The sequence below is a fragment of the Saccharopolyspora hirsuta genome (assembly GCF_008630535.1).
Taxonomy (GTDB): Bacteria; Actinomycetota; Actinomycetes; order Mycobacteriales; family Pseudonocardiaceae; genus Saccharopolyspora; species Saccharopolyspora hirsuta.
On sequence record NZ_VWPH01000003.1, the window covers coordinates 346,217 to 358,945 of the forward strand.

General features: G+C 68.9%; 9 protein-coding genes, 2 tRNA genes and 1 pseudogene. 2 read left to right on the top strand and 10 right to left on the bottom strand.

What is annotated here, in order from left to right; genetic code table 11:
- Window positions 1-57 precede the first annotated feature (57 nt).
- Both F1721_RS07790 and F1721_RS07795 read left to right on the top strand, forming a co-directional pair.
- The gene (locus tag F1721_RS07790) at window positions 58-618 is read left to right on the top strand and encodes a TetR/AcrR family transcriptional regulator (protein ID WP_150065871.1); all 561 of its coding nucleotides are present in this window, start codon (window positions 58-60) and stop codon (window positions 616-618) included.
- A gap of 76 nt (window positions 619-694) precedes the next feature.
- On the top strand, window positions 695-1,639 hold the full coding sequence (locus F1721_RS07795; protein ID WP_150065872.1) for an NAD-dependent epimerase/dehydratase family protein: 945 nt from the start codon (window positions 695-697) through the stop codon (window positions 1,637-1,639).
- 279 nt (window positions 1,640-1,918) lie between these two features.
- On the opposite strand, the gene F1721_RS07800 is transcribed toward F1721_RS07795, so the two are convergent.
- From F1721_RS07800 to dnaN, 10 genes and pseudogenes are all read right to left on the bottom strand, one after another.
- Window positions 1,919-1,991: transfer RNA gene (locus F1721_RS07800), tRNA-Ala, on the bottom strand.
- A gap of 105 nt (window positions 1,992-2,096) precedes the next feature.
- Window positions 2,097-2,204, bottom strand: a pseudogene (locus F1721_RS34720) (DLW-39 family protein); the annotation flags it as partial.
- 66 nt (window positions 2,205-2,270) lie between these two features.
- Window positions 2,271-2,344: transfer RNA gene (locus F1721_RS07805), tRNA-Ile, on the bottom strand.
- Between the two features lie 119 nt (window positions 2,345-2,463).
- Entirely contained in the window at window positions 2,464-3,243 is a 780-nt protein-coding gene (locus F1721_RS07810) for a DUF3566 domain-containing protein (RefSeq protein ID WP_150065873.1), read from the bottom strand.
- 51 nt (window positions 3,244-3,294) lie between these two features.
- Window positions 3,295-5,790 (bottom strand): DNA gyrase subunit A, encoded by a 2,496-nt coding sequence (gene gyrA / locus F1721_RS07815; RefSeq protein ID WP_150065874.1) that lies wholly within the window; start codon window positions 5,788-5,790, stop codon window positions 3,295-3,297.
- A gap of 50 nt (window positions 5,791-5,840) precedes the next feature.
- Window positions 5,841-7,814, bottom strand: a complete 1,974-nt coding sequence (gene gyrB, locus F1721_RS07820; protein WP_150065875.1) for a DNA topoisomerase (ATP-hydrolyzing) subunit B — start codon at window positions 7,812-7,814, stop codon at window positions 5,841-5,843.
- A 353-nt stretch (window positions 7,815-8,167) separates the two neighbouring features.
- Window positions 8,168-8,713 carry a DciA family protein gene (locus F1721_RS07825; RefSeq protein WP_387510520.1) on the bottom strand — a complete coding sequence of 182 codons (546 nt, stop codon included), beginning with the start codon at window positions 8,711-8,713 and terminating at the stop codon, window positions 8,168-8,170.
- A gap of 82 nt (window positions 8,714-8,795) precedes the next feature.
- Complete coding sequence (gene recF, locus F1721_RS07830; protein WP_150065876.1) at window positions 8,796-9,971, bottom strand: DNA replication/repair protein RecF; 1,176 nt, start codon at window positions 9,969-9,971, stop codon at window positions 8,796-8,798.
- A 273-nt stretch (window positions 9,972-10,244) separates the two neighbouring features.
- Window positions 10,245-11,138 (bottom strand): phosphogluconate dehydrogenase (NAD(+)-dependent, decarboxylating), encoded by an 894-nt coding sequence (gene gnd, locus F1721_RS07835; protein WP_150065877.1) that lies wholly within the window; start codon window positions 11,136-11,138, stop codon window positions 10,245-10,247.
- Between the two features lie 326 nt (window positions 11,139-11,464).
- A complete protein-coding gene (dnaN, locus tag F1721_RS07840) occupies window positions 11,465-12,589 on the bottom strand; it encodes a DNA polymerase III subunit beta (protein ID WP_150065878.1) in 1,125 nt (374 codons plus the stop codon).
- Between the last annotated feature and the right edge of the window lie 140 nt (window positions 12,590-12,729).

The following is a 12,729-nucleotide window of genomic DNA, read 5'->3' on the forward strand; positions in this document are numbered from 1 at the left end:
GCCGCCCGATCTCCAGCCGCTTGCCGCCCGAAGAAGGTGAATGTACAGTCACTCACCATGAGCGGTTCGAGGTCGACGGCCGAGGAGCGCCGACGCGCGGTCATCCGGAGCGCGGTGACCGTGTTCGCGCGCTCCGGCTACACCACCAGCCCGGTCACCAAGGTGGCCGAGCACGCGGGGATCTCCTCCGCGTACGTCATGAAGCTCTTCCCGCGCAAGGTCGACCTCTTCGTGGCCGCCATCGAGGACTGCTACGACCGGATCACCGAAGCGCTGGAAGAAGCAGCGGACCAGGCCGGAGCAGCGGAGCCCGCTGAAACCCTCGGCCGCATGGGCGCCCGCTACGCCGAGCTGATCGCGGACCGCGACCTGCTCCTGGTCCAGGTCCAAGCCCTGGCCGCGACCCAGGTCCCGGAAATCGCGGCAGCAGTCCGCACCGGCTACGCCCGAATCACCGACCTGGCGATGTCCAGAGCCCGAGCGACGGCAGAGCAGGCCCAGGAGTTCATCGCCCGAGGCCAGCTCTGCCACCTGCTGACCGCGATCGACGCGTTCAGCACGGACGAGACCTGGGCGAAGACCCTCACCACGGGCATCCGCCACACCCCGACCCCCTGACCCCACCCCGCAGCGCGGAAACGCCTCGCGCTGCCTTCAAAAGTAAATGAACAGTCACTCACGATTGCGAGGAGAGATGACCTCAGATCTGCACGTGGTGCTCGGCGCTGGCCCAGCAGGCACAACAACGGTGGACGAACTGCTCACCCGCGGCCTCCGAGTCCGCCACGTGAACCGAAGCCCGATCAAGAACGCCCCGGCCGGAGTCGAGGTGGTCCAGGCAGACGTCGCCAACCCGGACCAAGCGATAGCGGCAACCGAAGGGGCCGCAACGATCTACCACGCGGTCAACGTCCCGTACCACCTGCAACTCGACCTGATGCCGGGCATAGCCAACAGCGTCCTGGCAGCTGCAACGCACCACGAAGCCCGCCTGGTCGTCCTCGACACCCTCTACCCCTACGGCGAAGCGGACGGAGAAGCGATCACGGAGAACACCCCCTGGGCGGCGACGAGCCGGAAGGGCCGAATGCGAGCGGCCCTGGACAAGACCTACCTGGAAGCCCACCGCGCAGGCGAAACCCAGGTGGTACTGGGCCGCTCAGCGGACTTCTACGGCCCCAGGGTCCTGCTCTCCACCCTGGGAGCCACCTTCTTCCCAGCAGCCCTCGCAGGAGAACCAGCGCTCGCCTTCGGCGACATCACCCTGCCCCACAGCTACACCTACCTGCCGGACGTAGCCCGAGCCCTGGTCGACCTCGGCACCGCAACCGAAGAAGCAACGGGCCGAGCATGGCACCTGCCAACGGTCCCAGCGACCAGCACGAAGCAGATCCACGAACTGGTCGAGCACCTAACGGGCAAGCCCCTGACCACGAAGGTCCTCCAAGGACCAACCCCAACAGGCCCGTTCGACGCCCAGTTCATGAACGAGTACGCAGAACTCTTCTACCAGCACGAAATCCCCCAGAACATGGTCTCGAAGAACTTCGAAACCCACTTCAACCGCCACCCAACCCCCCTAAAAGAAGGCCTCCAAACCACCCTCAACTGGTACAAAACCCACCTACGCAACCAGTGACCACCACGCCAGAACCGACTCTGAAGGCTGGAGGAGGGCTCAGGGACTGGAGGGCTGGAGACTGGAGGACTGGAGCGAAAGTCACAACCCCGCCCAAGCCCGAACGGCAGAGCGGTCCGGAGAGAGCTGGTCCATGAGCAGGCCGGGAACGCTGCTTAGGCAAGGAGCCGACGAGAAGCAACCCCCGCACCGTGGGGGTCTACGGGGGCTCGGCCCCCGTACAGAAATGAAGAAAAACGGGAAAGGGCCGACAAAGTCGGCCCTGAACAGGACATTCGGTGGAGACGAGGGGAATCGAACCCCTAACCCCCGCCTTGCAAAGGCGGTGCTCTGCCAATTGAGCTACGTCCCCTGGCCGTCGCCGCGCGACCGGATCGGTGGTGCTGGCGACGAGAACAGCCCGGCTCGGCGGACCGGACCGGGCTGGTTCAGGTGGTTCGCCGGGCGATCAGGCCTCGGCGGTGGCCTCGCGCCAGAGGTCGGCCTCGGCCTTGGCAGCGCGGTTGCGCCGGACGACGAACAGCACGACTCCAGCAACTGCGGCGAGTGCGAGCAGCTTCTTCACTTCCGGTCGCCTCCTTGCACGCGGCGCGCGGCCCGTGACGTCTCGGGATGTTGAAAGGGTTTGCAGTGGGCCTAGAAGGACTTGAACCTTCGACCTCTTCGTTATCAGCGAAGCGCTCTAACCGCCTGAGCTATAGGCCCTTGTTGTTGTGGTTCAAAGACTACATGACGCCTCGCGCCCCTTCGAACGGGGGGTCGCTTCGCGCCCGCCGGGGCGTGGCGATTCCGGCCCGGTGGACCGGAATCGCCACGTCAGCGGCTCATTCCCGCTCGGACAGGGTGATCTCGACGCCACCGGCGAAGTCGGCCGCCACGTTGTAGATGAACGCGGCCACCGTCGCCAGCGCGGTCACCAGCACGATGTTGATCGCGCCGATGATCGAGGCGACCCCGAACACCCGGGCGGCGCTGATCAGCGGCTCGGCCGCCGCGTCGTCCGGCTGGGTCAGCTCGCTGAAGGTGCCGTTGAGCTGGTCCCACACGCCCATGCCGTCGAGGACGCCGTAGAGCACCGCGACCGCGATCATCCAGACGAAGAACAGCGCCACGCTGAGCACCAGCGCGAGCTTCAGCACCGACCACGGGTCCACCCGCTTGACCTGCAGGCTGGCCCGCCGCGGCCCCCGGCTGGGGCGTCGCGCCGACGGCGTCGACGCGTTGCGCGCGGCCCCCGCGGCACCAGTGCCGGCCCCGGTGAAGGACACCGTGGTCCGGGCGGACTGCGGCACCTTGGTGCGCACGGTCTCCTGGTCCGCGAACTGCTTGGGGATGGTCTGCGTGTCGTCGACGTCCGGCGCCGAAGCCGCCTCCGGGGCGGCCTCGGTGGCGTCCGCCCCGGTCGACGACGCCGACGCGCGCTGCCACGGCGGCGGCGTTTCCGTGCCGTTCAGCTCCTCACCGCTGGCGCTGGCGGCCTCGGCGGCCGCCGAGTCGGACCCGGTGTCCGACCCGGCGGTGCTGTCGACTGTCTGCGTGCTGACCGAAGCCTGGTCCGCGTCCTGCTGCGGGCCCGAGGACTCCGGCTTCTCGGAAGATGTCACGAGCGATCCTTCGGTGATCGTCGGCGGTGTGCGGCGTGGTCTCCCACAGGTTTACTTCTGCTGCTCCGGCCCCGCAGCGTCCGGGTCGGCGGCCTCGTCGGCGTTGCGGGCGATGGCCACCAGCGTGGAACCTTCGTCGAGGTTCATCAGACGAACCCCCTTCGTCTGCCTGCCGGCCTTGCGGACCTCCTTGGCGGTGGTCCGGATGACCCCACCGCTCGAGGTGATCGCGTAGAGCTCGTCGTCGATCTCGACGATGAGCGCCCCCACAAGCCTGCCACGCTTGTTGTCGTGCTGGAGAGTCAGCACACCCTTTCCACCGCGACCCTGCACCGGGTAGTCGTCGATCGGAGTGCGCTTGGCGTAGCCGCCGTCGGTGGCGACCAGCACGTACCGGTCGGCGCGCACGACGCCCATGGCCAGCAGCTCGTCTCCGTCGTTGAACCGCATGCCCAGCACGCCCGAGGTGGCGCGCCCCATCGGCCGCAGCGCCTCGTCGGTGGCGTGGAACCGGATCGACTGGCCCTCGGCGGACACCAGCAGCAGGTCGTCCTCGGCGGAGCAGAGCACCGCGCCGACCAGCTCGTCGTCCTCCTTGAGGTTGACGCCGATAAGACCACCCGATCGGTTGGAATCGAAGTCGGTCAACCGGGACTTCTTGACCAACCCCTTCTTGGTGGCCAGCACCAGGTACGGGGCGGCGGTGTAGTCCTTGATCTGCATGACCTGGGCGATCTGCTCGTCCGGCTGGAACGCCAGCAGGTTCGCCACGTGCTGGCCGCGCGCGGTGCGGTTGGCCTCCGGCAGCTCGTAGGCCTTCGCGCGGTAGACCCGGCCCTTGTTGGTGAAGAACAGGATCCAGTCGTGGGTCGAGCAGACGAAGAAGTGCGACACGATGTCGTCCTGCTTCAGCTGCGCGCCCTGCACGCCCTTGCCGCCGCGCTTCTGCGCCCGGTACAGGTCGGTGCGGGTCCGCTTGGCGTAGCCGGTGCGGGTGATGGTGACGACGACGTCCTCTTCGGCGATGAGGTCCTCCATGGAGACCTCGCCCTCGAACGGGACGATCTTGGTGCGGCGGTCGTCGCCGTACTTGTCGACGATCTCCATCAGCTCGTCGCGGATGATCTGCCGCTGCCGCTCCGGCTTGGCGAGGATGTCCTTGAGGTCCTCGATCTCGCGCTCGATCTCGGCCAGCTGGTCGATGATCTTCTGCCGCTCCAGGGCGGCCAGGCGGCGCAGCTGCATCTCCAGGATCGCGTTGGCCTGGATCTCGTCCACGTCGAGCAGCTCGATCAGGCCGGTGCGCGCGTCGTCCACCGTGGGCGAGCGCCGGATCAGGGCGATGACCTCGTCCAGCATGTCCAGCGCCTTGACCAGGCCGCGCAGGATGTGGGCGCGCTCCTCGGCCTTCTTCAGCCGGAACTTGGTGCGCCGGACGATGACCTCGACCTGGTGCTTGACGTAGTACCGGATCACCTGGTCCAGCCGCAGCGTGCGCGGCACGCCGTCGACCAGGGCCAGCATGTTGACGCCGAAGGTGGTCTGCAGCTGGGTGTGCTTGTAGAGGTTGTTCAGCACGACCTTCGGGATCGCGTCGCGCTTGAGCGTGATGACGATCCGCATGCCGCGGCGGCTGTTGGACTCGTCGGCGATGTCCGAGATGCCGGTGATCTTGCCTTCCCGGTGCATCGAGGCGATGTTCTCGATGAGGTTGTCCGGGTTGACCTGGTAGGGCAGCTCGGTGACGACCAGCGTGGTGCGCCCCTTGCTGTCCTCCTCCACGTCCACGACGGCCCGCATCTTGATGGAGCCGCGGCCGGTGCGGTAGGCGTCGGCGATCGCGTTGGTGCCGAGGATCAGGCCGTGGGTCGGGAAGTCCGGGCCCTTGATCCGCTGCATCAGCGCTTCGAGCAGCTGCTCGTCGTCGGCGTCCGGGTTCTCCAGCGCCCAGACGACGCCGTCGGCGACCTCGCGCAGGTTGTGCGGCGGGATGTTGGTCGCCATCCCGACCGCGATGCCGCCACCACCGTTGACCAGCAGGTTCGGGAACCGCGACGGCAGCACGTCGGGTTCCTGGGTGCGCCCGTCGTAGTTGTCCGAGAAGTCGACGGTGTCCTCTTCGATGTCGGCGAGCATGTGCATCGCCAACGGGGCCAGCCGCGACTCGGTGTACCGCATGGCGGCGGCCGGGTCGTTGCCGGGCGAGCCGAAGTTGCCCTGGCCGTCGATCAGCGGGTGGCGCATCGACCACGGCTGGGCCAGGCGGACCAGGGTGTCGTAGATCGCCGAGTCGCCGTGCGGGTGGTAGTTGCCCATCACGTCGCCGACGACGCGGGAGCACTTCACGTAACCGCGGTCCGGGCGGAAGCCCGAGTCGTACATCGCGTACAGCACGCGCCGGTGCACCGGCTTGAGCCCGTCGCGCACGTCCGGCAGGGCGCGCGCGACGATGACGCTCATCGCGTAGTTGATGTAGGAGTTCTGCATCTCCTGCTGGAGTTCGACCGGTTCGATCCGGCCGTGTTCCGGCGGCAGGATTTCCGTCATGCTCGTCCCTTGCTATTCGAGGAGTTCGGTGGTGTGCCTGCGCGTCGGCGTCACACGTCGAGGAAGCCGGCGTCCTTGGCGTTGCGGGTGATGAACGAGCGCCGGGCCTCGACGTCCTCGCCCATGAGCACGCTGAACAGCTCGTCCGCGGTCGCCGCGTCGTCCAGCGAGACCTGCAGCAGCAGGCGGGTCTCCGGGTTCATCGTGGTGTCCCACAGCTCGTCGGCGTTCATCTCGCCGAGACCCTTGTAGCGCTGGATGCCGTCGTCCTTCGGCAGCTTGCGACCGGCGGCGGCGCCCGCCTCCAGCAGCGCGTCGCGCTCGCGGTCGCTGTAGGCGTACTCCGGCTCCGAGCGCGGCCACTTGATCTTGTACAGCGGCGGCTGCGCGAGGAACACGTGGCCGTTCTCGATCAGCGGGCGCATGAAGCGGAACAGCAGGGTGAGCAGCAGGGTGCGGATGTGCTGGCCGTCGACGTCGGCGTCGGCCATCAGCACGATCTTGTGGTACCGCAGCTTGGCCAGGTCGAACTCGTCGTGGATGCCGGTGCCCAGCGCGGTGATGATCGCCTGGACCTCGTTGTTCTTGAGGACCTTGTCGATCCGCGACTTCTCCACGTTGATGATCTTGCCGCGCAGCGGCAGGATCGCCTGGAACCGCGACTCGCGGCCCTCCTTGGCCGAGCCGCCCGCGGAGTCGCCCTCCACGATGTAGAGCTCGCACTCCTCCGGGTTGTTGGACTGGCAGTCCTTCAGCTTGCCCGGCAGGCCGCCGATGTCCATCGCGCTCTTGCGGCGCACCAGCTCCTTGGCCTTGCGCGCGGCCATCCGCGCCTGCGCCGAGGAGGCCGCCTTGTTGACGATCACCTTGGCCTCGGCCGGGTTGCGCTCGAACCAGTCGGTCAGCCACTCGAACGCGGTGGTCTGCACGAAGGACTTGACCTCGGTGTTGCCCAGCTTGGTCTTGGTCTGGCCCTCGAACTGCGGCTCGCGGACCTTCACCGACACGATCGCGGCCAGGCCCTCGCGGACGTCGTCACCGGTGAGGTTGCCGTCCTTCTCCTTGATGAGCTTCTTGTCCCGCGCGTAGGCGTTGACCACGCGGGTCAGCGCGGAGCGGAAGCCCTCCTCGTGGGTGCCGCCCTCGTGGGTGTTGATGGTGTTCGCGAAGGTGTAGACCGACTGGTTGTAGCCGGAGTTCCACTGCATCGCGATCTCCAGCTCCTGCCCGTCGCCGGACGCGCTGAAGGACACCACCTTCTTGTGGATGGGCTCCTTGGTGGCGTTGATGTGCCGGACGAAGTCCTCCAGACCGCCCGGGTAGTGGAAGACGCGCTCCTTGGCGCGGGCGGTGGTGCCGCTGGCGTCCTCGCCCGCCGCGTCCTCCTCCTCGACCCGCTCGTCGCGCAGGATCATGGTCAGGCCCTTGTTCAGGAAGGCCATCTCCTGCAGGCGGCGCGCGATCGTCTCGGCGTTGTACCGGGTGGTCTCGAAGATCGTCGGATCGGCCCAGAAGGTGATGCTGGTGCCGGTCTTGTCGGTCTTCTCGCCGCGCTCGACCTCGGCCACGGGCTTGGAGTCCTCGTAGCGCTGCCGCCACACGTAACCGCCGGTGTGGATCTCAGCCTCCAGCGCCGTGGACAGCGCGTTGACCACCGAGACGCCGACGCCGTGCAGACCACCTGAGACCGCGTACGCGTCGCTGTCGAACTTGCCGCCCGCGTGCAGGACGGTCAGCACGACCTCGAGGGTGGGCTTCTTCTCCACCGGGTGGATGTCCACCGGAATGCCGCGGCCGTCGTCGACCACGCGCACGCCGCCGTCGGGGAGCAGGGTCACCTCGACGGTCGTCGCGTACCCGGCCATCGCCTCGTCGACCGAGTTGTCCACGACCTCCTGCACCAAGTGGTGCAGACCGCGCTCACCGGTCGAACCGATGTACATGCCCGGACGCTTGCGGACGGCCTCAAGGCCCTCAAGAACGGTGATGGATGAAGCGTTGTAATCGCTCTTCTTCGGTGCCACGGGCCTCGATTTCTCCTTGAGCCGACTGTGCTGTCAGGGTGATCGGTCGATGCCGGTTCGAACGCGCCCCGTCCCGCACCGCTGACCACTTCGGGGCGACTCTCGTCTGCTGGCGCCGCTACCGGCCTGCTCGACCGGTGCCGCGCACCACGCCGATGCGCTTCCTGGCGTGCGCCTCGGCCACACCCGGTTTGATTCTACTGGTCTCCCCGGACAGAAGTGGGGCAAGGACACCCCTGACTTGCTCACAGAGCGAAGAACTCGAATCAACCCACCATCCGAGAGCCGCGAGAGACAGCCGGGGGATCTCGGCGGCGATCGGCCGCCCGCCCGGCTGCCCCGGCGCGGACGGCCTAACCGTAGGTGTCGCGCGGGCCGCGCCCCGAGATGTGCCGGGGGCCGTGCCGCCAGCTGGGCGCCGCCGGGCCCTGCACCTTGATGCGGCGGACCACGTCGCGGCCGACGCCGTCGCTGATCCGCTTGAGGATCTGCCGCTGCAGCAGGCGCAGCTGGGTGGCCCAGGCGGTGGACTGCGCCTGGACGGTGAGCTCGCCGTCCTTGAGCGTCACCGGCTTGGTGTGCTCGGCGACGTCGGCGCCGACCAGCGCGGGCCACTTGGCGAACACCTGGCCGCCGGAGAGGTGCTCGGTCCAGCCCCGCTCCGCCGCGATGCGGGCCGCCAGCCGACCCAGCGGCTGCGGGTCCCTGTCGTCCGGACCGGGCCCCGACCAGCCACGACGGCGGCGGGGGCGGATCTTGCCGCCCTTCTTCTTGGCGCCCTGGCGGCGAGCGGCGGACTGCTCGCGAGCCGCCTGCAGGGCGGCACGGGCCAGGTCCGGACCGCTCAGCGGGGCACCGTCGGCGCCGTTCGGTGGCGTCGAGTTATCCACACCATCCACAGAGTTATCCCCAGCTGTGGGTGGATCAGTGGACTGAGCGACCCCTTTCGTCACGCTCGGTGAAACGGACGGCTGCGTGCGGTCACTGGACACGTCGCACCTCGCCTTCGCGGACGTCGAATCGCGCACCGGTGAGCTCGGGCGGCACGTCCTCGGCCACCGCCGCGGTCACCAGCACCTGCTCGGCCCCGGCGACCAGGTCGGCCAGCCGGGCCCGCCGGCGCCGGTCCAGCTCGGCGAAGACGTCGTCCAGGATCAGCACCGGTTCCGCGCCATCTTCGGTGAGCAGGTGGTAGGAAGCCAGCCGCAACGCCAGCACGAAGGACCACGATTCGCCGTGGCTGGCGTAGCCCTTGGCGGGCAGCTCGCCGAGCAGCAGCTCCAGGTCGTCGCGGTGCGGCCCGACCAGCGACACGCCGCGCTCGATCTCCTGCGGTCGGACCCGCTCCAGCTCGGCGAGCAGCGCCGCTTCCAGCTCGCCGACGTCGGCGGCCTTGCCCATCGGCTCGCCACAGCCCTCGGGCAGCGAAGCGCCGAGGCTGCTGCGGTAGCGCACGTCGGCGACCCGGCCGGACGGCGCGCTGGCCTCGTCGGTGGCGGCGACATTGGCATAAGAGCTGGTCACGTGGGGTGCGATGGCGGCGACGAGATCGAGCCGACCGGCCAGCAGCTCCGCGCCGAAGCGGGCCAGGTGCCCGTCCCAGACCTCCAGCGTCCGCAGATCCGCCTTGCCCCCACCGCGCCGCGCGGCACCGGCGGACTTCAGCAGCGCGCTCCGCTGCTTGAGCACCCGCTCGTAGTCGGAGCGCACGCCCGCGTACCGGGGTGAGCGGGCGACCAGCAGCTCGTCGAGGAAGCGGCGGCGCTCGCCCGGATCGCCGCGGACGATCGCCAGGTCCTCGGGCGCGAACAGCACGGTGCGCAAGATGCCCAGCACGTCGCGGGGCTTGCCCGCCGCGCCGCGGTTGATCCGCGCCCGGTTGGCCTTGCCCGGGGTGATCTCCAGCTCGACCAGCAGCTCACGACCGCTGTTGACCACGGCGGCCCGCACCACCGCGCGCGGCGCACCGTCGCGGACCAGCGGCGCATCGCTGGCGACGCGGTGCGATCCGAGCGTGGCGACGTAGCCGATCGCCTCGACCAGGTTCGTCTTGCCCTGCCCGTTCGACCCGACGAGCACGGTGATCCCCGGCTCCAGCGCGAGGTCGGCGTGCGGCCAGGACCGGAAGTCGGTCACCTGCAAATGACGGACGTACACGACGATCCAACTTACTTCGCTGAAGCTCGGGAGATGTGCGTGGCGGTGCAAGTGGCGAGCGTGGGCTGTGCGCATGCGACCCTCACCGACCGGTGCCGGTCGCCCGTGGCGGTAGCTGTTTACCGCTGAAAGCGGCGTGCGCCGCTTGCCCGTCGTCGGCTTGTGGCCTACCGGGCGCTCCTTGGCGTTTTGTCGACAAGTTGCCTCGGTGCCGTCCGTCCGCGCAGGCCGGGTGGATTTGTCGACAAATCGACCCGGCCTGCGCAGGAGCGGTCAGCTCTCCGAGCCGTTCTTCTGGACCGCGTGGCCGCCGAACTGGTTGCGGAGGGCCGCAACCGCCTTCATGGCGGGCGAGTCCTCCTGGCGGGAGGCGAAGCGGGCGAACAGCGACGCGGTGATCACCGGGGTCGGCACCGCGTTGTTGATCGACTCCTCGACCGTCCAGCGGCCCTCGCCCGAGTCGTTGACGTAGCCGCGCAGCTCGGTCAGCTCCGGGTCCTCGTCCAGCGCCCGGACCAGCAGGTCCAGCAGCCAGGAGCGGACCACGGTGCCCCGGCTCCACGCCTTGATCGTCTCCGGCACGTTGGTGACCACGTCCGAGGCGGACAGCAGCTCGAAGCCCTCGGCGTAGGCCTGCATCAGGCCGTACTCGATGCCGTTGTGCACCATCTTCGCGTAGTGCCCGGCACCGACCGGACCGGCGTGCGCGAAGCCCTCCTCGCGCGGGCCCTCCGGGCGCAGCGCGTCGAAGATCGGCATGGCGCGCTCGATGTCCTCCGCGTCGCCACCGGCCATCAGGCCGTAGCCGTTCTTCGCGCCCCACACGCCGCCGGAGACGCCGACGTCGACGTACTTGATCCCGTTCTCGGCGAGCAGCGCGGCGTTGGCCTGGTCGTCGGTGAACTTCGAGTTGCCGCCCTCGATCACCAGGTCACCGGCGGACAGCAGCCCGGCCAGCTCCTCGACGGTCTGCCGGGTCGGGTCGCCGTGCGGCACCATGATCCACACGATCCGCGGGCCGGTCAGCTTCTGCACCAGCTCCGCGACCGAGGCGACGTCACTGACGTCCGGGTTGCGGTCGTAACCGACGACGTCGTGACCAGCGGCGCGCAGCCGCTCACGCATGTTGAAACCCATTCGGCCGAGACCGACAAGTCCGAGTTGCACCGGATCTCCTCTGCGAGCTGTGTTTCCACTGGGTTGGTCGGCGCGCGTGGGTGGACCGCACCAGCTGAATCGATCTGACCGGAGCCTAACCACCGCCGGTGGCGACCCCGGTCGGGCCGGGCACCGGATGTGACCCAGCCCCGGCTTCGATTCTGCTTTTCAAAGCCACCCACGCCACTTGCACCGCCGCGGGTTCTCAGACGTCGTCTGGCGAGGACAGCCCCAGCGCTGTGTATTGGTCGTGAGTCGGGGATCCCGGGGTCCAGACGGCGCCTGAGGTTCCGCTACCGGCACCGCTGCGCAAGCCGCGCAGCCGTTGAAATGGATCAGCCCGGCAGGCGGACCGGCATCAGCAGGTACAGGTAGCCCTCCGCCACGTTGCCATCCTCGTCGACCGGCTTGATGAGCGCCGGGCGGTTGGCGGTGGTGAACTGCAGCTGGGCGCGATCGGTCTTCATCGCACCGAGGCCGTCGAGCAGGTAGGCCGGGTTGAACGCGATGGTCAGCGGCTCGCCGGAGAGCTCGACCGCGAGCTCCTCCTCCGCGCTGCCCTCGTCGTCGCCACCGGCGGTCAGCCGCAGCACGCGGTCGGAGAACTCGAGGCGCACCTGGGTGCCGCGCTCGGCGACCAGCGACACGCGCTTGATCGCCTCGACCAGCGGGCCGACGTCGACGTTGGCCGTCACCGCGCTCTCCGCGGGCAGCAGCTGGCGGTACTTCGGGAACTCCGCGTCCAGCAGCCGGGTGGTGTTCCGGCGGGCGGTGCCGGACAGGCCGAGCAGGCCGTCGCCGGAGGCCAGCGAGATCTCCACCTTGCTCGCCCCGGCGCCGAGGGTCTTCGCCGAGTCGGCGAGCGTCTTGGCCGGGACCAGGACCGCGGTGTCGGCGATCGTGGTGCCCGGCTCCCAGGTGATCTCGCGCATCGCCAGCCGGAACCGGTCGGTGGCGACCATGGTCAGCTTGTCGGCGTTGATCTCCATCCGGATGCCGGTGAGCATCGGCAGCGTGTCGTCCTTGCCCGCCGCGACCGCGACCTGGCCGACGGCCTCGCTGAAGAGGTCGGTGGGCACCGAGCCGACGTGCTCGGGCATCGCGGGCAGCTCGGGGTAGTCCTCGACCGGCATGGTCGGCAGGCTGAACTTGGAGCTGCCGCAGGTGATGGTGACGCGCGAGCCGTCGACGGTGAGCTCCACCGGGCGCGCGGGCAGCGCCTTGGTGATATCGGCCAGCAGCCGCCCGGAGACCAGCGTCTTGCCGCTGGCGTCGATCGAGGCGTCGATGGTGACCTGTGCGGAGACCTCGTAGTCGAAGCCGGAGATGGTCAGCGCCTCTCCGGAACTCGCATCGAGCAGCACCCCGCCGAGCACCGGAACCGGTGGCCGCGACGGAAGGCTGCGCGCGACCCAAGCGACGGCGTCGGCGAGACCGTCACGTTCCACGCGGATCTTCATGGGTGTCCTTTCGGTTTCAGCCGTGAGCCGGCTGCCGAGAACTGCTTCCGAGCTCCAAGGCTCTTGCCGTGTCGTGGTGCTCCGGCCCCGCACGGGGTGGAGCGGTCCCCGCACGGACGCCCCGAGGCACCGACCGGCCC